The 21,444-nt window shown below is 36.3% G+C and carries 17 protein-coding genes; 6 read left to right on the top strand and 11 right to left on the bottom strand.

Going from position 1 to position 21,444, the window contains the following annotated elements; genetic code table 11:
* Positions 1 to 83: 83 nt before the first annotated feature.
* Positions 84 to 1,067 (top strand): glycoside hydrolase family 5 protein, encoded by a 984-nt coding sequence (locus tag MM214_RS12695; RefSeq protein WP_241296004.1) that lies wholly within the window; start codon positions 84 to 86, stop codon positions 1,065 to 1,067.
* 7 nt (positions 1,068 to 1,074) lie between these two features.
* Positions 1,075 to 1,857: a tRNA pseudouridine(38-40) synthase TruA gene (gene truA, locus MM214_RS12690; RefSeq protein ID WP_241296003.1), complete on the top strand. Its 783-nt coding sequence runs from the start codon at positions 1,075 to 1,077 to the stop codon at positions 1,855 to 1,857.
* Positions 1,858 to 2,049: 192 nt separating this feature from the next.
* On the opposite strand, the gene MM214_RS12685 is transcribed toward truA, so the two are convergent.
* From MM214_RS12685 to MM214_RS12645, 9 genes are all read right to left on the bottom strand, one after another.
* Positions 2,050 to 2,691, bottom strand: coding sequence for a DUF2911 domain-containing protein (locus MM214_RS12685; RefSeq protein WP_241296002.1), 642 nt, complete (start codon positions 2,689 to 2,691; stop codon positions 2,050 to 2,052).
* Between the two features lie 215 nt (positions 2,692 to 2,906).
* On the bottom strand, positions 2,907 to 3,722 hold the full coding sequence (locus MM214_RS12680; protein ID WP_241296001.1) for an enoyl-ACP reductase FabI: 816 nt from the start codon (positions 3,720 to 3,722) through the stop codon (positions 2,907 to 2,909).
* A gap of 75 nt (positions 3,723 to 3,797) precedes the next feature.
* Positions 3,798 to 5,453 (bottom strand): DNA repair protein RecN, encoded by a 1,656-nt coding sequence (gene recN, locus MM214_RS12675; protein WP_241296000.1) that lies wholly within the window; start codon positions 5,451 to 5,453, stop codon positions 3,798 to 3,800.
* Positions 5,454 to 5,496: 43 nt separating this feature from the next.
* A complete protein-coding gene (gene porD / locus MM214_RS12670; RefSeq protein ID WP_241295999.1) occupies positions 5,497 to 6,399 on the bottom strand; it encodes a type IX secretion system protein PorD in 903 nt (300 codons plus the stop codon).
* A gap of 41 nt (positions 6,400 to 6,440) precedes the next feature.
* Positions 6,441 to 7,649 carry a bifunctional phosphopantothenoylcysteine decarboxylase/phosphopantothenate--cysteine ligase CoaBC gene (gene coaBC, locus MM214_RS12665; protein ID WP_241295998.1) on the bottom strand — a complete coding sequence of 403 codons (1,209 nt, stop codon included), beginning with the start codon at positions 7,647 to 7,649 and terminating at the stop codon, positions 6,441 to 6,443.
* The gene (locus MM214_RS12660; RefSeq protein ID WP_241295997.1) at positions 7,649 to 7,963 is read right to left on the bottom strand and encodes a DNA-directed RNA polymerase subunit omega; all 315 of its coding nucleotides are present in this window, start codon (positions 7,961 to 7,963) and stop codon (positions 7,649 to 7,651) included. The genes coaBC and MM214_RS12660 overlap by 1 nt, the downstream gene beginning before the upstream one ends.
* Positions 7,964 to 7,971: 8 nt before the next feature.
* Positions 7,972 to 8,910, bottom strand: coding sequence for an outer membrane protein assembly factor BamD (locus MM214_RS12655; protein WP_241295996.1), 939 nt, complete (start codon positions 8,908 to 8,910; stop codon positions 7,972 to 7,974).
* Between the two features lie 67 nt (positions 8,911 to 8,977).
* Positions 8,978 to 9,688: a T9SS type A sorting domain-containing protein gene (locus MM214_RS12650; protein WP_241295995.1), complete on the bottom strand. Its 711-nt coding sequence runs from the start codon at positions 9,686 to 9,688 to the stop codon at positions 8,978 to 8,980.
* Between the two features lie 156 nt (positions 9,689 to 9,844).
* Positions 9,845 to 11,494 carry an OstA-like protein gene (locus MM214_RS12645; protein ID WP_241295994.1) on the bottom strand — a complete coding sequence of 550 codons (1,650 nt, stop codon included), beginning with the start codon at positions 11,492 to 11,494 and terminating at the stop codon, positions 9,845 to 9,847.
* Positions 11,495 to 11,544: 50 nt separating this feature from the next.
* Between MM214_RS12645 and tilS the strand changes: the two genes are divergently transcribed.
* The 4 genes from tilS to MM214_RS12625 all read left to right on the top strand — a co-directional run bounded on the left by tilS (position 11,545) and on the right by MM214_RS12625 (position 17,348).
* A complete protein-coding gene (gene tilS / locus MM214_RS12640; protein WP_241295993.1) occupies positions 11,545 to 12,861 on the top strand; it encodes a tRNA lysidine(34) synthetase TilS in 1,317 nt (438 codons plus the stop codon).
* Positions 12,862 to 12,863: 2 nt separating this feature from the next.
* A complete protein-coding gene (locus MM214_RS12635; RefSeq protein WP_241295992.1) occupies positions 12,864 to 13,388 on the top strand; it encodes a Crp/Fnr family transcriptional regulator in 525 nt (174 codons plus the stop codon).
* Between the two features lie 158 nt (positions 13,389 to 13,546).
* Positions 13,547 to 14,485 carry a malate dehydrogenase gene (gene mdh, locus MM214_RS12630; RefSeq protein ID WP_241295991.1) on the top strand — a complete coding sequence of 313 codons (939 nt, stop codon included), beginning with the start codon at positions 13,547 to 13,549 and terminating at the stop codon, positions 14,483 to 14,485.
* A 145-nt stretch (positions 14,486 to 14,630) separates the two neighbouring features.
* Positions 14,631 to 17,348, top strand: coding sequence for a hypothetical protein (locus MM214_RS12625; protein ID WP_241295990.1), 2,718 nt, complete (start codon positions 14,631 to 14,633; stop codon positions 17,346 to 17,348).
* A 649-nt stretch (positions 17,349 to 17,997) separates the two neighbouring features.
* Here MM214_RS12625 and MM214_RS12620 read toward each other — a convergent pair.
* A complete protein-coding gene (locus MM214_RS12620; protein WP_241295989.1) occupies positions 17,998 to 19,641 on the bottom strand; it encodes a DUF6377 domain-containing protein in 1,644 nt (547 codons plus the stop codon).
* A 447-nt stretch (positions 19,642 to 20,088) separates the two neighbouring features.
* On the bottom strand, positions 20,089 to 21,405 hold the full coding sequence (locus MM214_RS12615) for a histidine phosphatase family protein (protein ID WP_241295988.1): 1,317 nt from the start codon (positions 21,403 to 21,405) through the stop codon (positions 20,089 to 20,091).
* Positions 21,406 to 21,444 lie beyond the last annotated feature (39 nt).

Raw genomic sequence — 21,444 nt, 5'->3', positions numbered from 1 at the left:
GCTAAATTCAAGTCAAATTTAAAATTTTAATTCAATTTTGAGTAGATTTGCGTATGAAATATAAGCTTCATTTTATTTTTATCATGATTTTTATAAGTACTATTTTTTCTTGTAAGTCACAAAATAGCTTAGTATCAATTGGTTATGGAGTTAATCTTACGGGGTTAGAGCGAACATGGGAATTTCCAGAATTTGATCTAGGAGACTTAAAAAAGAAATTATTAATTCTGGAAAATAATGGAGTGAAAGAAATTAGACTACCACTTTCCTTCAACTATCACTTTGAGTCTGACCCACATTTCCCAAAGAAAATTAAAAGAGTGATTGCGTTTTGCTCTAGAAGAGGTTTGAAACTTGTTTTGGCAAATTTCGATCACCAATTGACAGAGGAAAATGCGGATCAACAAACTAATAAGATTATCGATCAATGGTTGATCTTATTGGACTTTTTACCGAAAAATGCACAAAATGTTTATCTGGAGATTGTCAACGAACCTACGGTTTCTCCTACTACTTGGCACAGGGTTTCAAATCAAATAATTTCTGAAATAAGAAAAAAAAACAATGCAATTTCTATCGTTGTTGGTGCTTCAAACGCCAACAGTATGTTTGAATTGAGCAGGATGGAGCCTTATCCTTTTGAAAATCTGATATATACTTTTCATTATTATGAGCCATATATTTTTACTCATCAAGGGACATCTTGGACGGGAGATCAGCATGCTACAGTAGATATTCCTTACCCTTATGATGAGAGAAAAATGCCTAACTTATCACCAAAATCTAAGGAAACAGCTGGAGAAGTTAATTTTAGAGATTATAATAAAACAGGCAACCTTGTGGCTGTAGAAGATAAGATCTCTCAAATCGCAGCTTGGGCCAAGACTCATGGTGTCGCACTGTGGTGCACAGAGTATGGCGTTACGGTGAACGCAGATCATGATTCGAGGGTAAATTACTTGAAAGATGTCGGTCAAATTTTAACAAAATATGCCATTCCTTCTTTTATTTGGGAGTGGGAGGGTAATTTTGGTGTCAAAGGATTGATAGAAATTAGTTCCAAATAAGTTATCCATGCAAACACGACCTTTTACTTATCTATTTTTTATCCAATACCTCGGACATCGCTATCATGGATGGCAAAAGCAGCCCGGACTGAAGACTATCCAAGGAAGACTAGAGCGTGTGATTAGGTATGTTTTGGGACATGAGAACTTTACTATTTTAAGTGCTGGTCGGACAGACGCTGGAGTTTCTTGTCAGAGAGGGGCGTTCGAGTTATTCAATATAGCTGAGATCGAGCTGGATTCATTTATAAACCATGTCAATAAAAATCTCCCAGACGATATTAGATTATTAGAAGGGGAAAGCGTGTCTTTGGACTTCAATATCATTCAAGATGTATTTGCAAAGGAATATAGGTATTACTTTGCAGTAGGAGAGAAGTTTCATCCATTTGCAGCAGGGAACCTCACTTATTTCCAAGGGGATATTGCTGTAGAAAGGATGAAGTCCTGTGCAAATATTTTTGTTGGGGAGCATGATTTTAGGAGATTTTGTGCCAAAGGAAAGCAAACGGATAACTACCGAAGGCAGATATTTACATCTGAGATTTTGGAAGACGAATTGATTTTGACTGACGGGGCAAAATTGAGGAGATTTTGCTACAGGATTAGTGGAAAGGGGTTTCTGATGCATCAGGTGAGGATGATGATGGCAGCCTTATTGGCAATTGGGCGTGGAGAGCTCACTGAAAAGGATATGATAGCAGCGCTAAATAGCACCGATACTAATCCACTGTGCGGAAAAGTTCCTGCAAATGGATTAGTGCTTTATGGATTAGAATTTAAAAAGTAGAAGATTCATTCGTAATCTTTATTATTATCAATATTGGAACTTTTATACCTTTTTGATAATTTTTTAATCCAGTTTTGATAGTAGCTTTTGTATCATTATCAAAGAATATCTCCCTGAAACTACTTTTATGCTCAAAAAAGAAGATTCCTAATTTGCTAAAAATAAAAGCTGCCCTTTCGGACAGCTTTACAATTATATGATGCTGAAAGGCATGCTCACCTTAACTTGATCCCAACTCAGGGAGATAGTCCCTTCTGTATTTGAGATACTTTCTACTTCATAAGTAAGTCTTTGAACTTCCTTGTCTAGTGATTGAGCGGGTACCACTACTCTTACTACATCTTCTGATTCTTCATAGGAGTCAGCGAGGTGTTGATCATAGTTTTTGTTCAAGATCAATGTCCAAGTTTCTCGCCCAGGAATGGTAAAAAATGCATACATGCCTGCTGGCACTTCTACATCATTGATCACTACATCATCTGAAAATGTCACGGCAGTAGCCCAATGAGAACCACTTACCCAAACTTGATCATATGATACTAGGCCATTCCAAATGACACGACCTCTTTTGCCTGGAGATCCATAATTGACTGTGACTGAAGCATCACCTATAGACGCTTTTGCTTCTCTTCTTGCACTTCCTTTGAATGTATCTTCTGTCAGGCCAGCATTGACACTGTCAGCATATGCTACTTTTTCTAAAAGATGCTCTTTCTCTAAGTTAGTAAGTTCCTCCTTGGGATCTTCGAGTGTTACATCTGTTTCGCTTCTCTGTTCACCACCGCAAGAGAAGAGTAATGGTATAGAAAGTATAGTGATTATTATTTTTTTCATATTATTTTTGAATCATATATGCTTTGCGATATTGAGTAGATATTTGCCTTTGGCGATATATTTGAAGTAAGTGTAAATTAAAATCAAATTGTAAGGAATTGACTCGCGTATCGGGATTGGACTCAAAACCTGAATGGACAAGTTTTTTTTACCTTTCAAATCTCAGGAATACCTCCGTCCCGATAGCTAAAGGGACGGATTTAAAGCCTTGCTTATTACTCTTCCTTAAAACCTTCCATCAAATCTTCTGAAATTCCAGTGAAAGAGTATCCACCATCATGGAAAAGGTTCTGCATGGTGACGTATCTGGTTAAGTCAGAGAACATGGTGATGATATAGTCTGCACAAGCTTCTGCTGAAGCATTTCCTAGTGGAGACATTTTATCTGCAAAATTGAAGAAAGTATCAAATCCACCTATACCAGTTCCTGCTGTAGTTTTTGTAGGTGATTGCGAGATGGTATTTACCCTAACTTTTTTAAGTTTTCCATATCTGTATCCGTAGCCTCTGGCGATGCTTTCAAGCAAAGCTTTGGCATCTGCCATATCTGTGTAGAATGGGTATACCCTTTGTGCAGCGATGTAAGAAAGACCCATGATAGATCCCCACTCATTCATGATGTCCATTTTTTCGGCCACATGCATCATTTTGTGAAACGAAACAGCAGATACGTCATATGACTTCATCGCCCAGTCATAATTCAAATCTCCATATGATCTACCTTTTCGGATATTTGGAGACATCCCAATAGAATGTAGTAAAAAATCAAAATTACCACCAAGATATTCTTTGGCTTCGGTATAAAGTTTTTCTAAATCTTCCACTGAAGTAGCATCAGCTGGTATGACTATGGTGTTACATTCTTGAGCCAATTCATTGATAGCTCCCATTCTCATTGCAATTGGCGCATTGGTCAATACAAATTTAGCACCTTGATCTTTAGCTTTGAGTGCTGTTTTCCAAGCGATTGAGTTCTCATCCAAAGCACCAGTGATGATACCGACTTTTCCTTTAAGTAAATTCTCAGGCATAATATTTATAGATTTTAGTTCATCTTTGAAAGGTAAAAATACATAAAAAAAATTGATCATTACCCTAGAAGCTTTCTAAGCTGTCTTGAGTAGTTCTTTGGCACTAGCAATGGCACTTTCAGATGGATTGGATCCAGCTATCATTTTTGCAATTTCAAGAATGCGATTTTCTGAATCGAGTAGTTTTATTTTGGAGACTGTTCTTGCACTACTATTGTCCTTGTATACGAAGTAATGCTGATCACCTTTTGCTGCGACTTGTGGCAAATGACTGATGCAAATGACTTGATGCGTTTTGGCTATTTCCTGCATCATTCTCACCATTTGCAAGGCTACTTCTCCAGATACACCAGTGTCTATTTCGTCAAATATCAAGGTAGGGAGTGCCATTTTATCTGCCATCATGTATTTGATCGCAAATATAAGCCTTGAAAACTCTCCTCCTGAGGCCACTTGTTTCAAGGGCTGTGGCTTGATCCCTTTATTGGCGGAAAAAAGCAAGTCTATTTGATCTAGTCCTGATGACATGGGGGCTATTACTTCATGCGTAAAGTCAATGCTCGCATTCTCCATTCCTAGTTGATGAAGTAACTGACTCAATTCCTTAGCAAATCCCTTGAATCCTGATTTTCTTTTTTGACTGAGTGAATCGCCCATCTTATTCAGTTCTTTAAACTTGAGATCTCTATCTTTTTCAAGTTCAGCGAGGGTATCTTCGAGGTTTTCAATCTGAAATGCTTTTTCTGCTAGTGACTTTTCTAAAGATATAAGATCATCTACGGATTCCAATCCGTGTTTTTGTTGTAAAAGATAAATTCTGCTCAGTCTATCTCTAGTTACTTCTAACTTTTCAAAATCTACTTCTATTTGACCATCTTCATTTTCTAAATCCGCAGCAATATCTTTTAGCTCTATGAGTGTACTTTGAAATCTCTCTCTGTAAGTGTCAAATTTGTTTGCAAGCTTGCTAAGCTGTTGCAAAGAAATAGAAACTTGACTCATGATATTGAATGCGCCATAGTGATCATCCTGTAGGTAACCAAGGGCTTCTGCAATTTTGCTTTTAATTTCTTCAGCATTTTCAAGAATCTCTTGTGCTGATTCTAATTCTTCTTGTTCTCCTGATTGGAGTGAAAGGCTGGAAAGTTCGTTGAGCTGAAACTGATTGAAATCTGCCTCTTTTTTTAGTTCTTGTGCCTCTGCCTTAAGTTTCTCGTAAGCTTTTTTTGCTTTATGAAATTCACTAAAGGCAGCCTTATACGCTACAAGCTCCTGCTTCGTGTCTGTATATGCATCTAGTAGATTTAGCTGATAAGCACCTTCACCAAGCTGAAGACTGTCATGCTGCGAATGAATGTCCATTAGTGATTTTCCAAGCTCTTTGAGAACCTCAAGTTTTACAGGACTGTCATTTATAAATGCTCTTGATTTTCCGTTAGGACTGATTTCCCTTCTGATGATACAGCTTTGGTCAAAGTCTAAGTCTTCATTTTGAAAAAAAACCTGCAAGCCATAAGCTTGGATGTCAAACTCACCTTCTACAATGCATTTTTTTGTTTCATCAAATAATGCTTTTGTGTCAGCTCTATTTCCTAAAAGTAACCCTACAGCTCCAAGCATAATGGATTTTCCAGCACCAGTTTCACCAGTGATCATGTTCAAGGATTGACAGGGGTTCATTTCCAATGATTGTATCAGAGCATAATTTGCAATACTGAGGGATTTGAGCATGAAGTGTGTTTGTTTTCAGACCAGCAAATCTAATAAAATGTCTTTAACCTTTGAGAAGGTCGTTGTATTTTCTGGCGTTGTTTGGATCTACTTTGAGTAAGAGCTCTACGGCCTCCTGCCTGATTTCTAGAGGGGCTTTTTTGAATATTTTACTGATTTCATCACTTTTGGCATCCATGAAAGATATGGTGAATATGCCATTTGGTTGGGCAGTGTTTGCTTCTTCTACTTTTCTGATAGCTTCCAGCATGTTTCTAAAGGCTTCTTCAGGATTTTTGCTTAGCAGATCCATTCCTTTGCGGTGGTATATGTAATACGCCTCTCTGATTGGGGCATAGACTGATGAGGCATATATGTCATTGATCAGCCAATATCGATTTCTTCTATCATTAGGGCTTTGATTCCAGCCTGCACGATTAGATTGTTGGGCATTGTTGACGATGTTGTTGGCTATTTCAAAGTATGGATCCCCTCCTTTGAGGGAAAAGGAGTCAAAATCTATGCCTATAGCCATGTAGGCATAATATGCCAAAAGCGATGAGATGTTGTTCAGATAGGAAAATCTGTTGAACTCCAGCGGTTGGTTCAGAATGAATTCAAAAGACCAGTTTCTATCGCCAAAATTAAGTAGCATTGACTCATATCCCGTGCCATAGATAGGTCTTACTACTTGAATTTGAACTGTAGCATTGTAGAGTCCTACTTGTGGCATGTCATTGATTGTGATGAGCATATTGCCTTTAATTCTTTCAGCAGGGCGAAACTCCTCATTTGTCCAGTTGCGACCATTGAGGAATTGCTCGAAGGTGTTTTTCATGTTCTCGAAAACATCCTTTTCCTGAGTTCTCGCTCGATCACTGTTTATGATTACTTGAAAATTAAGCTCTTGCCCATTTGATAGCAGTGGCAAGGAAGCGAACAAAATACCTAAAATAAATTTTCTCATGATAGCGAAGCTTTCGTGACACTGTAAAGTTATAAAAAAGTTTAGATGGATTTTGGTAATTCTTGAATAGCTCTTAGGATGAATGAAGCAATCTCAGATTTAGGCAATAGCTCGGAAGTAATGCTTTGATCGAATTGATTGTAAAGTGTGACTTTGTTAGTATCAACTTGAAATCCAGCACCAGGTTCGCGCATAGAATTCAAGACAATAAGGTCAAAGTTTTTTTTCTTTAACTTCCTTTTGGCGTTATTATGTTCATTTTCTGTCTCTAAAGCAAAACCAACATGGATTTGGTGTTGTCTTTTTAATTCTCCAAGCTCCTTGGCGATATCCACATTTTTGACCATTTCTATGGTCAAGACCTCGTCTGATTTCTTAATTTTTTCTTGAGCGATAGTTTTAGGGGCGTAGTCCGCAACTGCCGCTGCAAATACAGCTATATCCACAAAATGGTGTATTCCCATACAAGTGTCATACATTTCTTGAGCCGATGTGACTTTGTAGATCTTTATTTTATTGTGCTTGGGATGGGCTGCCCCTTTTCCTAATACCAAATGAACTTCTGCTCCAGACTTAGCAAATGCTTCTGCAATTGCAGCTCCCATTTTTCCACTAGAATGATTGCTGATGAATCTAACGGGGTCGATGGCTTCTTGAGTAGGTCCTGAGGTTATAAGAACTTTTTTATTTATGAAATCATTTTCAATCTCAAAATGTCCTATGACAGATGCCAATATTTGCTCTGGCTCAACCATTCGGCCTTGGCCGGATAGACCAGATGCTAACTCGCCAGAAGCAGCATCAAGCACGGTATGACCGTATGCCCTCATGGTCTCTAAGTTGTGGCGAACGGCTGGATGCACGTACATATCTAAGTCCATAGCTGGTGCGATCATTATAGGGCATCTAGCCGATAAGTATACAGCTGATAATAGATTGTCACACAATCCGTGTGCGAACTTTGCTAAAGTATTTGCGGTGATAGGCGCTATGATAAAAATATCTGCCCACAGCCCAAGTTCAACATGATTATTCCACGCTCCATTGTCATTCTTTTCAAAAGTAGATAATACAGGATTTTTGGAAAGCGTCGCTAAAGTAAGGGGGGTAATAAAAGTAAGAGCAGAAGAACTGGCTATTACCTGAACTTCTGCTCCTTCTTTGATAAGTAATCGAGTAAGATTGGCTGCTTTATAAGCGGCTATACTACCACTTATGCCCAATAGAATTCGTTTACCTTTCAGTTTCATTATTCGTTATTATCTGCTTCAGTATGTCTGAAGTAAACCTTTGAATCCATGAATTCTTCCATAGCTAAAGTAGATGGCTTTGGCATTCTTTCGTAGAATTTTGAGATCTCGATTTGCTCTTTGTTTTCGAATACCTCTTCCAAATTGTCTACAGTAGAAGCAAACTCCGACAATTTACTAGTCAACTCCTCTTTCTGTGTAGAAGAGATTTGCTTAGCCCTTTGTCCGATTACATGGATTGATTCATAAATGTTTCCAGTAGGTTCTGCGACTTTGTCCAAATCTCTGGTGATGATGGATGGATTGATTGCCATATCGATATTTAATTATTTGTTTCAGTTAATGGAATTGTTCTTACCTCTTCTCCCTCTATCGAAACTGCTCTAGCAGCTTCCTCTTCTTTGTACTTGGCTAGACGTTCTTCGTAATCTTTCTTCATTACGATGAATTTATCATATTCTCTTGTAGTCTTGATTGCGAGAGCGTCTACTTGAGAAAGGTATTTACTTTCAGGATATTTACGTCTGAATTGCTCCGCAAATTTCAAAGCATCATTTAGCCTATCCTCTTTCTTGTCAAAATTACTTCTTTCTGCGTAACTGTAAGCTACATCTACTAATCTGAATGCAAGCTCTTCGTTGTATTTGCTATCTGGGTAATTCTTTGCGAAGTTTTGGAAATTGATGATGCAAGCTCTATAGAAATCACCTGGGAACAATCCCTCTGTCAACCTTAAATACATTGAAGACTCCTTGTATGCTTTTTCTTCAAATCGTCTTTGCAAATCGTCAATCATACCCATGGCTCGCTCGTAGGAGTCAGATTGAGGGAATTTATTGATAAATAGCTGAATTGCATTTACAGCATCTTTGCTGCTTTTTTGATCAAGGTTGTAATCAGGAGCGTCTAGGTATAGCGAGTATGCATTCATGAACATAGCTTCTTCAGCCATTGGACTTCTGCTATAGGTCTGATAAAAAGTATTGAAGTATCCCGCAGCCTCGATGTATCTTTTTGTTCTAAAATGGCTATAAGCATAATTGAAATCTGCCAATTCTGCTCTTTCACTTCCTCTGATCACTGGCAGTACTCTGTCATAAAGGATAATAGCTTTATTGTATTCTCCTTTTTCGTAATACTTATTTGCAGCTTCGTATAATTCTTCCCAATTCGTGCTCTTTTCTAACTTATAGAACTTACCACAAGCGCTAAAAGCCAAGAGAAGGGATAAAGTGAATATATAAATAACGGACTTCTTCATAATTTCAGGGTGCAAATATAAGGGAATTATTGGTTTTGATCAAACTTTCGGTTTGGTATACAAGCTATTATTCCACAACGAGCTTTTTGGTGACTATATTTTTGTTTTCTACAAATAAAGTGTAAAAATAAACGCCTGGTCTTAGGCCTTCTATGTTCATTACCAAAGTGTTTTGAGTTGGGTCTAGTTTGTATTCAGCCACAGGATTGCCGATAAAGCTATTGATGCTTATTTTAGCTGTAGCATTTTTGTTTTTGTAATCATAATCTAGGTGAGCCACTCTGCTGCTTGGGTTAGGATAGACATCACCTATAGAAATATCTTTATGATTTGTTTTGTCTTGAATGTTTTCTAGATTGGACACATTGTATATGGACTCTACTATGAAAATGTCCTTGGTGTTCTCTGTATTTGCAAAATGAAGCTCAAAATTACCCTTGACTTCGACAATTCCCAATTCGAACTCCAAATACAAATCGGTCATTAATTCTCCTGGTTTGAGGCTGATTCTTATTTTGCTTAAATCTTTTGTGGGGTCAAAGCATTGATCTCCGATGCAAATTTTGACCTTTTGTGAAGTGCCTACATTTCCCCTTAAAAATCTCAATACATATTCTTTTTTTGTATTGCTTTCATTTTGAATGATGATAGACTTTCTTTGAGTAGCTCCTATTTTTCCGATAAACTCACTTCTCTCAGATAATACACGAACTTGTGCTTCCGAAAATAGCGGAAACAGCAGCAGTACGCATACTAATATCAGGAGAAAGGATTTCATGTAGAGTTTTTACGATAAGCGGAATTAAATATCTGATTTTCTTTATACTAATACGTATAAAATTACCGAATAGGTTTCAGGTTAAAAAGATTTGTCGGTTAAATTTTGTTAACCCACTATAAAATTTTTTTTAATCACCATCGTTTGCCAAAATAATTATTGACTTTCTGTGTTTGGGGGGTTGATTGTTCTGTCATAATTCAATCTTTCTTCAATTAATTTCTGAATTTCCTCATCTGTCGGAAGGGGGATTTCAATCTCTGGAATGTCAAAAAGATTCTCTTGATTTTCTCTTCTATTGATAGGGTCTCGCCATGCTTTGATGATTTCCATATTAGGTTTTTCGGACTCTCTCCAGCGAAGACCTTCCAAGGATTTTTGGTCTTCTTTGATCAAGTGATTGGGGGTAAATTGTCCTTCGGGCTTTACGAGATAGTTGATTTTTCTGACGTTTCCATCTTGAAAATACATGATGATATTGGCGCAAAGACTTTTGTTGATCCCTCTTAATGTGCTGTCGTTGAGCAAGTCAAAATAAAGGGATTCGCCATTTCCTGTCACATCTAATCGTTGGATTTGAGATTCTGCAAGATATCCTACCATGTTTCTACCCTTCAGTTGGTTGAAGTTACCCAATGTATCTCTGGACACAGAAAATGCTTTTCGGTTAAGAAACACCCTTTCAATTTCTTCATTTGCAATCAAGAACCTTATGCTATCTGCGGAAATTTGGGTTTTGTCATTCCAAATTACGGGATCTTTGTATAGATGAATTGTAGAGTCAGAGTATATATAGCTGAGAGAATCCGCTCTTCCAGCAAGCTCTGATTTGATCATTCTTACGTTATAGAATGCTTGCAAAAAACGTTCCGTGGCTTCTTCACTGTCCTGAGAGATCAAAGTATCCGCTATCATGTACATAGTGTCTTGCTCAAAGTATTTTTTCACAAGTGCTTTACCATATACTTTGGAATATTTTCTGTCTTCCCAATACTTACCTTCATCGCCGAATATTTCCGTCTTTCTTTCTTTATTGTATACAGCTACGTCCCCACGTCCTTCATAGTAGAGTTGATTTTCGTCATAGAATAGGTTGTCTGCATATACCCATGAAGTTTCTGTTTCTACATCTCCTTCATAGAATCTGAAGAGTTTGTTTTCAGTATCATAAAAGCTTCCTTTTTGTGCATTCAGTTTGTTCCCTTCTGCTGATACAATATTGGTCAGCCCTACTGTCTCGGCTGTTTTGGGAATGGTGAAATAGATGAGAAAATTGGTCTTAAGTGTGTAATCTGGATTGACTAAAATTACATCATCTGTGAAAGTGATTTTCTCAATGGCAGTTTCGTATACACCATTCTTGCTGGTGAGTACATTGGTTGAGTCCACCACTTTACCGTCATTGAAGTAGTTTGCTATCCCCGTCTCTCTATTGTAATCTAAAAATTCCGTGTAAAGTGTAGTTGATTCATTTTTGAATACGACGTTTGTTCTGAGTTTTGCTATTTTAGTATTGCCATCATATTCTGCATAGCGACTTTTTGTGGAGACAGGATCATCTTGATCGATGATTCTCACATTCCCATAAAGTTTTGCCATGTTCTCTTTTTCATAGAAATGAGCTGAGTCACAATAGATCAATGAGTTTTGATGGCGCATTTCAGCATTTCCCAAAAGTCTCTGAAAACCACCACTTCCAATCAACCTGTCAGCTTTTCTGATTTCCAAAGAATTATCAGATTGACTGAATGTCACAATCGTCGTAAAGAGACAAAATAAAGTGGGAATTATATATTTTTTGATCATTTGATTCTTAACTCGGCGACAAACTTAAGCAAAAATGATATTTTTGATCTATGGTAGAACATTTTATCCAGCATATACGGTCAAAAAATCTTTTTGATTTAGAAAATCACTATTTATTAGCCATAAGTGGTGGCGTCGATAGTGTATGTCTTGGGTATTTACTCAAGGAGGCAGGAGTGAGATTTTCGCTCTTACATTATAACTTTGGTTTGAGAGGTGAAGAAAGTGATGGCGATGAAGATTTTGTAAGTGAATTAGCAGAGAGTTGGGGCGTTGAGTTGTTTATTCAAAGAGCAAGTGAACTTGATTTTCAAGTGACAGGTAAGTCTATTCAGATGGTTGCCCGGGATCTGAGATATCATTGGTTCGAGCAAATATATAAGTCTGGTGATTATGCAGGTGTAGTAGTAGCGCACCATATGGAAGATCAAGTGGAGACTGTATTGTTAAATCTATTTCGTGGTACAGGTATAGAAGGTATATATGGGATGGCTGAAAAGCGAGACTATTTGATACGCCCACTTTTGCCATTTAAAAAATCTCAACTTGAGGCTTTCATGGTAGAGCGAAGAATGCCATGGAGGATAGACAGCAGCAATCAAAAGAATATTTATAAGCGAAATTTTATAAGAAATGAAGTGTTTCCTTTACTGGAGAATGTTTTTCCAAACTCCTTAGAACTTTTAGAAGGTAGCTTTCAAAGGGTCAAGGATACTGGTAAGGCTTTCTTTCATCTCTTCGACCATTGGAAATCTACAAACATAAAGCAGGAAGGGGATTACCAATATCTAGATATAAAGTCATTGATGAGTCTTCCAGGTAAAAGCTCCATGCTGTATTATTGGTTGAGAGATTATGGATTTGCGACAACTGATATTCATGACATATTGAGGGCAGCGGAGAGTGGAGAGGTAGGTAAGTTATTTCATTCTGGAGAATACTCTCTCAACGTGGATAGAGAGGTATTTATTTTGGGAAAAGAGATAGAAAAAAAACACGCTATCAATATTGATGAGACTGATGTTTTTTTTCATGTCAATGGAGAGAAATATGAGATACTACACTTGCAATTCCCTATTGAACTTGATAAATCTTCGAAAAATGCTATGATAGACCGTCTTAAGCTGAATTTCCCCCTAGAAATCAGACCTTGGAAAAATGGGGATAAAATGATTCCATTAGGGATGAAGCAGGCGAAAAAGGTGTCAGATATTTTGATTGATATGAAGATTCCACTCATTCAAAAAAAAGATGTGAAAGTTTTGTGCGTAGGCGAAGAGATAGTTTGGTTGATTGGGCTGAGGATCAGTGAGAGTTTTAAGTGCGATGAATTGAGTGAAAAAATTGTATATTTCAAAAAAGTCTGATCATGATAAATCCTTTTTCAAAAACCTTCACAGCTACGGAACTGGCATTATTTGAGTTTTTATCTCAAGTGAAATTCTTCGAAAGCCTAAGGCACCATGAGATGCATAGGTTTTTGCCTGCGATTCATCAAAGAAAATATAAAAAGGATGAAGTTGTGTTCTTTCGCAATGATCCGAGTCAAGCATTGTATATAGTGAGAAAAGGGTTGGTGAAATTGACCATAGATATTAAGGAGAACTTTGAGACGATACTTGAGCTTAGAGCTGGAGAGGCATTTGGTGAAAATTCCCTCTTGCAGGATTCCAAAAGGATTTATACAGCTATCGTAGAATCTGAGGAAGCGGAATTGATGGTCATTCCACATTTTTCGATTCAAGAGATTTTTGAGGCTAATCCAAAGATAAAAGCCAAAGTGATGACTTCATTGGCAGAATTTTATAATCAGAACAATCAGAAGCTATTCAAGTCCTATCAAGGTTCTTTTGGGTTTTTCAATTTGGCGCAGATGTTTGTGACTGAAGATTAAATTGTTCATGATTTGATAAATCTATAATGAATTAGCAAAACATTTTTTCCATTTTGCAAGTAATATTTACTGTGGCTTTATTAAGTGTCCATTGTTTAATAACTTAGCGAGACTTTTGAAAAAAAAACTATTAAAACTTAAATACAAACATATAAATCATGGCAAAAGTAACCGTAGTTGGAGCTGGTAACGTAGGAGCAACCTGCGCAGATGTGTTGGCATACAGAGAGATTGCAGAGGAGATCGTATTGGTAGATATCAAAGAAGGAGTTGCCGAAGGAAAGGCACTAGACATTTGGCAAAAGGCACCAATCAATCAATATGACAGCAGAACAGTAGGAAGTACAAACGACTACTCCAAAACTGCTAATTCTGATGTAGTCGTAATCACGTCTGGACTTCCAAGAAAGCCTGGGATGACCAGAGATGATCTTATCGAAACCAACGCTGGTATCGTGAAGTCTGTGACTGAGAATGTTGTAAAATACTCACCAGACGCAATTATCATAGTGGTATCTAACCCACTTGATGTAATGACTTTCCAAGCTCATATCACTTCAAAACTACCAAGGACTAAAGTGATGGGTATGGCTGGAATCTTAGATACTGCCCGATACAGAGCATTTATTGCTGAAGAATTAGATATTTCTCCAAAAGAAATTCAAGCGATTCTTATGGGGGGACATGGTGATACTATGGTGCCATTGCCAAGATACACCACCGTCGCTGGTATTCCAGTGACTGAGCTTATAGCCAAAGATAAGCTTGATGCAATTATTGAGCGCACTAAATTTGGTGGTGGAGAGCTTGTGAAGTTGATGGGGACATCTGCTTGGTATGCGCCAGGATCAGCAGCAGCCCAAATGGTAGAGGCAATTCTGAAAAATCAAAAAAGGGTATTCCCTGTTTGCATCAAGCTAGATGGTGAATATGGTATTGATGATTGCTACCTAGGTGTGCCAGTGATTTTGGGAAAAAATGGTATTGAAAAGGTAATTGAATTGGATCTCAATGAAGATGAAAAAGCACTTCTTGAAGTGTCGAGAGGGCATGTAAAAGAGGTGATGAGTGTTTTGGAAAAAATCACAAGTAAGTAATTGATCCTCATGAAAAAAATCTAGAAGCTTTGATGGTAATCATTTTAGCTTCTAGGTTTTTTTATTTTTGCCCGACTATATATTTATAATTTAGCGTAAGCTGTTTTCGTTTTGATTTTAGATCACCAAGAAATCCTCCCAAAAAGTGCAGAAAATTAAAACTATTCTTATCCTCCTTTTTTTCATATTGGCTGCCCTAGCAGCTTATTTTTTATACAACGGTACTTTTCCCAATCGTCAAGTAGATGCGCTTGAGCTTGTTGCAGCGGATGCAGTTTTTGCTTTTGAGACCAATGAACCTGTGATGGCATGGAATCAGATGGTAACCCAGCCTATTTGGCAAAAGTTAAATGAAATACCTGCATTGAAAAATGCCGAAGAGCAATTGATTGGTTTAGATAGCTTGGTAGGACGTTCAGGAAACCTGGATAGGTATCTCAAAGGAAATCAATTGGTTGTTTCACTTCATAGCCTAGGCAAAGAGGAGTTTGATTTTATGTTTACTCTTTCCTTTTCAAAAAAGGCTGATAGATCATTTATAGCTGCATTGGAGTCAAGCTTGCCCGATTTATCCAAAGTGACTGAGAGGAATTATAGTCAAGTAGTAATTTATGAACTTCAGAACATCAACCTTCCTAGAAATCTGAGCTATGCCAAAATCAACAATGTAATAGTGGCAAGTTATTCTTCTTTCTTGGTGGAAGAAGCGATTCGTCATTTTAAAAATTCGAGAGTTCCTAACTTCAAAACTTCAAATGCGGAGCTGATCAACTCAGTCAAGCAGCCAAAAGGTCTCGGAATATTGAGATTAACTAGCTTGGGGCTATCTAAACTCATCATGGGTATGAGTAAAAATGAAAATTTTGACTTGGTAAATGAGTTGGTGTCCAATCAATTTGCGGCAAATTTCGAGTTGAAGTTTGCAGAAAGTAAGATTCATCTTGAGGGTAAGTCTTTCTTTATGAATGGTAAAATGATTGATTTCTCCGAAGGAAGTGCTGATTTTAAACAATCATCTACTTTTATTTCAAATAGAACTTCGACACTTTTTAGATACAATTTTAAGGATATTCATCAACTTGACCTGTTAAAAAATTCAGATTTTGAGTTCAGGAGTACTTTCAGTGGTGAATTAGAAAAATCATTAATCAGTAAAGGCTTCAAAGAAAACCTTACTGGTAATGTTCTTTTTATGAGTCTAGAGTCCCCAAGCATAAGCACGCAAGATAAAGTACTGCTATTGCGTACAAAGGATCAAAAAGGTCAATTAGAATTATTGAAAAGGGCGAGTTTTGAGCAGCAAGGTGAAGAAAGATCAAGAAGCTTGATGGATTTTCATCAAGATCAAGAGATTTTTATGATGGGTATGGAAGAGTTTCCCGCTCATCTTTTTGAGGGGAAATTTGTTGGTTTTGAGGAGACTTATGTGGTCGGTTTAGGTGATTTTTTAGTGTTTGCAAATAGCAGCAAGGCTGTGAAGCTTTACCTAGATGATTATTTTTCTGATAATACATGGGGTAAATCGTTGCAGTATAGGGAGATAGCTGAAAATTTCGGCAAATTGTCCTCCTTTGGAATGATGGTACAAGTGCCTAAGGTTTGGGACATGTTTTTGAACCTATGTAAGCCTAGTTGGAAGGTGTTTTTGGAAAGATATGCTCCACAATTGAGGGCATTCGAGTCGGTGAGTTTGCAAGTAAATGATTCAGGAGCATTATCGAGTGTGGATTTAAAGTATGGTAGAGTTTCCCAAAAGACTTCCCAAGGGTTGACTTTGACTGAAAATAGGAGATTTAGCATGAGGGATGAGTTGATCTATGGTCCTGAGGTTCTTGAAAATTTCAATGACAGGAGTAGAGATTTTGTGGTTCAAGATGAGAACTACAGGCTTCACCTTATTTCTGGTGAAGGAGAGTTGGTCTTTTCGCAACTTTTAGATGGGCCAGTGATTTCTAATGTTTTTCAAGTCGATTTTTATAAAAATGGGAAACTACAACTACTCTTTGCGACAGCAGGACGATTGTATCTGATAGATAGACTTGGGAACTTTGTGGAGGGTTATCCAAAGGAAATTCAAGGAAAGACAATTACACATCTTAATGTGGTAGATTATGATAATAGTCGAGATTATCGTTTCTTCCTTGGCACTTCCCAGTCGGAGTTGTATTTGCTTGATAAGCAAGGTGCAGCATTAGAGGGTTGGGACCCGCTATTGATCAATTCTAACCTGACAGTGTCGCCAGCACATCACCGAATAGCAGGAGTTGGGGATCAGATGCTAGCGCTGACAAAGGGAGGAGATCTTTACTTTTTTAGCAGAAGGGGAGAGCCTTTAGTAGATTCACCTATAAGGCTAGGGGAAGGTTTTGAGACAGGATACCTTTTGATTGAGCGGGGAAGTGCTACTGCTAGCCGACTGATTTCTGTGACCAGCATGGGGGAGGTGGTAAGTGTGAACTTAAAGGGAGAAATAGCTTATAGACATCAACTTGTTCGTCCAGATAAAGAAAGTAAGTTCCACTTATTAAAGGATCAACGAAATGATAAATACCTTTTTGCGATCCATGAATTCAATAAAGTGACTTTTATTGATCAGGACTTCAATGAGATATTTGCATACAACTTAATTTCAGAACAAGTGGATTTCCAATATTTTTCCTTCGGATCAGGAAAGCAACTTATAGTTTTGATTGACAAGGATCAGGAGTTTGCTTACCTTTTTGATGAAAAGGGTCAAATGCTAAATTCATTGCCGATTAGTACAAAAAATCCTTTGTCTGTTAGTTTTTCTACTAATCAAAATGAATACACCATCCATGCAATCTTTGGTAAAGGACTTGTTGAGTATAAATTGCCGATTTGATATGAGGATAATGTAGTAAGGGAGTTTTTATCTATATGTATTTCATTAGCGATACCAGTAACCAAATATCTCAAGATGTTTGAAGGTTCTGATATTGATGCGAATTTGAAATTAGTAGAAAACTTATTCTTTTTTCGTAAATGATCCAGAAGTAATATTTCATTGATTTGAATTTCTTTTCCTGACTTCGACAGTCGTCAGTCCCATTTTTTGATAATATCCTGAAAAATAATGCTTTATAATTTTTTTGGTTTTGATTTTGGGTGTCCTAGGTGTAAATTTGATTACTTTTAAGCATGTTTGTTCGCAAAAAGCCCAATAAAAGTGGCAAAAATGTTCAGTGTTTGATTTTGGGTGTCCTAGTCTCGAAGTAGGTGAAAAAAGAAAAAATCGGTAAAAGCCTATATAATATATGTGTCTATTTAAGTTTCGCTATAAGGTGATGAAGATTTATCGAATCACAGAGAACATAAAAAAATACCATGTATTAGATTAAACTTTTGCTGTCAGTATAGGATTTTTCCTGTGTGATTCCTACAATAAATTTTGTATCGAAAGTCTTAAGGGAATAAATTCATGGAGCTAAGCACTATATTAGTGTACGTAATTTTATTTTTTAGAACTTATAATGGCAAAAAAGTGCCAAAAATCATTTCCCAATCTTTTGTGTGCTCATGAAAAAATCTTCTTTAGAAGAGATGGCTTTGTTTTTCACTTTTAGTTTATAATTGTAAACTGTTTGAGGTGAATAGTGTAGAATTAGAGCGATTTTTCGACTATCATTGATCCCGAGCCTCATCAATGCAAACACTCTCAATTCAGGAGTAAGTATCTCATTTCCCTTAGGGGTAATTCGTTCGTCAGCTCTAAGTAACGCGTTAAAATCCTCTATGAAATTCGGGAAAATCCCAAGGAAAATAGCATCGAAACTTTGATAAAATTCTTTGAGCTCATCGGAAAATAATTTAGTTGAACTTGTAAAAAGAATAGCGTCGTTAATTTTTTGAGAACGCAACTTTTTGTGAACTGTCAATCTAAAGTTTTCCAACTTATTTATATATGATGAACAGATATCAAATACATAACCTATATAAACTTCCTTTACATGATCTGACTCAGCAAGTTGATCATTCAAAATTTTAAGTTGATCATTTATGGTTGAAATTTCGGTAGTCTTATTTTTTAATTTTATTTCAGCCTTTCTTAATTTTCTTATTTGTTTTAAAACTATAAAAGAAATCAACAATAAAAATGCTACTAAGATCAAACTAAAGTAAAGTAATTTACGAAGATTTCTTTTTTCAGCATTTACTTGTTGCTCGTATGCAGCAGTAATGATGGGTAAAGTTTCTGAGATTTCAATCATTCGAAATCGAGCTTTTGCAAAATGTGCATCTTCCATCGCACATTTAATATAAGTGTAGGCACGACTTACATCTCCTTCTTGAAACAAAATAATAGCCAATTTACGAAGGGCTATATAACTTTTAACTGGCTTCATTAAATCTTGCAATGCAGCCCTAGCTAGATATTCTTTTTGTAAGTTAGTATTGCCCATAGCCTCATATACTGAGGCCAATGTATAATCAAAGGAAAAGTTATCTTTTTGTTCCAAATAATTTGGGTATACCCTTAAAATGTATTCCAATGCAGCATCATAATGACCATAATCTAAAAGACGACCAGTATAAACCAGTTGATAACTTAATCTACTGGTATCAAGCACTTGTAATAAGGAGTCTTTATAATGGTATACATATCTGATATACTTTTGTCTCTCTTCATCAGATAAAGAACTTTGATACAAAAGAGAATAAGTAGAATGGTAAATGTGGTAAAGATACTCCTTGTTAGTTTTTTCAATTAGTACTAAATCAATGTAATCCAAAATTTCGAATGCCTCCTTATACATCCCCATTTTACCAAGCATTTCAGCAACATTCATTTGGGATTGTTCAATACGGTATTTGTCTCCAAGCTGCAAAGCAAGGTTTCGTTTTTCTTTCGCAACATTTAAGGCGCGATCTAAGTCGTAATGTTCTAATTCTTTAAAAAGAAATGAATTAACTTCGTATTTTATCTTTACTTCAGTCAACATTGCCAAAGTAGCATGTAGACTATCAATTTTTGTTTCTTTTCGTTTTGTGAAATAATCTTTGTTTTCTATAGCACGATCAATAGCCTTGATTAGTGAATCAAGGGTGGAAACAGATGCAAATGCAGATTTTTGGCAACAAAAAAATGCTAAGCAAAAAAATAAGAATTTAAGTGATTTTCTTTTTCTGCTTAACATATGATTTTTAAATTGTTTGAAGTGGAGTAAATCCAATGGTTAGGAGGAATTTTGGTTTTTACAAGAAGTACTAAGTTATAAGAATCGATAATTTATACAATTCATTGCTCATCTAATTTACTGAATCAACCTAATATCTAAATACCATCTTATACTTTTACTTTATACTTTCATTGAATTAAATCGTCCTAATCTTTCCCTATCTTCATGTTTAGACATGAAGATAGGTGATTATTAATTTCTATTCTATGCAGAAATCTTATATCCTTCACTTGCTACTTGTCGACAATGATTGAAAATACAAGTCCATAAATAAGGTTTCAATACTTACTATCAGGTATAAACTGAACTTGAATAATCTTTACTGAAAATGATCTTTTAACTTATTTTTTAAATCTATTTTATGAATTTAAATTTGTAACTCGCCTATTTTCAATCATTTATAATTTAGGATGTTGGTACTTTACTTGGCTTTTGAATTAAGGACTGGTAGAATGTATTTACATCCGACCATTTGTAAAATGGGAAAATAGAAGTTTTAATTGGAGGTACACTCACTGGTTGCTCATTATATAAAAAAGTAACTAACACATCTTTTTCTTCAGGATGTCGGTAAAAAACAATTTGTATATTGGCAGCCATTGGAGCAACTTTAAAATCATTCCAAAAATTAGCATAATCTTGGGGGTTAGCAACGCTATTGTAGGTTCCTTGAATATGAAGTAACATAGCTAGTGGAACTATATTTCCGTCATGCCCAAATCGAAAAGAAGCACCAACTTGCCCATTTGAAATAACATTCTCTGCTTTATTTAAAATATCATTAAGAAGGGGCATTGCATTTTCCATCATCATGCCTCCATTAATAGCAGCATTACCATATTTCACATAAAGCTGATAGTTTTTAGCTTGCCAAAGATTGTATAACTCTTCTTTTTGAAACAAATCGTAAAGTGAAATATCAATCATTGTATTTTGCATATTCCCAGCAATTTCGAATAAATCAAACATGAATGAGCTTGGCTTAAACTCAGGGCCAAAGTGTTCCGCACTAAGAAAAAGGGACTTAATTAACCTATCTGGTATAATGTATGATTCTTCAAACAACTCATATTCAGGCATCCAGGTGTCTTTTGCATAACGAAACTGAACTGCCTGACTAGTATGATGATTTAAATAGTCCATATGATTTTCATGTGAATCCATGTTTATATTTAAAGCTGGATTCATTTCCCTTAATCCTTCACAAAACAATTCCATACTATTTATACAACGCCCTACTGTTGTAGAGACCGCAGTAATTTGTGCATTCTGAGTAAATACATTAGGGTATTTTTCAAACATCCTCTCAGATATTTCCTTCATTTGTCTTTTTCCTAAAGGAGTAAGTTCTCCGCCATTTCCTTCCACTTGACTATAGATAATTTTTAATCGGTTAAAAACATCCTGGCCTAATGGGGTAAGTATTTGTTCGCTATCTGCCTTTTCAAAAACATTTATAACCTTCAAATACTCCTTGTCACTAACAAGATAACGTGATCCATGTCTCCCAAAATGACTGATATAGAAAGGCACATATCCAGTTGGTGGTACAATGACTTCAATGTCATTTGGTATTGTATATGCATAATTGACTCCACCTGATTTTTCAATAGTTGAAAAAATTTCTTTGCGAACATCTTGCGCATAAACCAATATGTTTGGAATAAACACATTTATCCAAAATATTAAAGATAATCTTCTTAAATTATGAGAAATTTTCATTCTTTTACCTTTTGATTAATAATTACTTTTGAGATAAAT

Source organism: Belliella kenyensis (assembly GCF_022549675.1).
Lineage (GTDB): Bacteria > Bacteroidota > Bacteroidia > Cytophagales > Cyclobacteriaceae > Belliella > Belliella kenyensis.
This window is presented reverse-complemented; position numbering and strand designations above follow the sequence as displayed.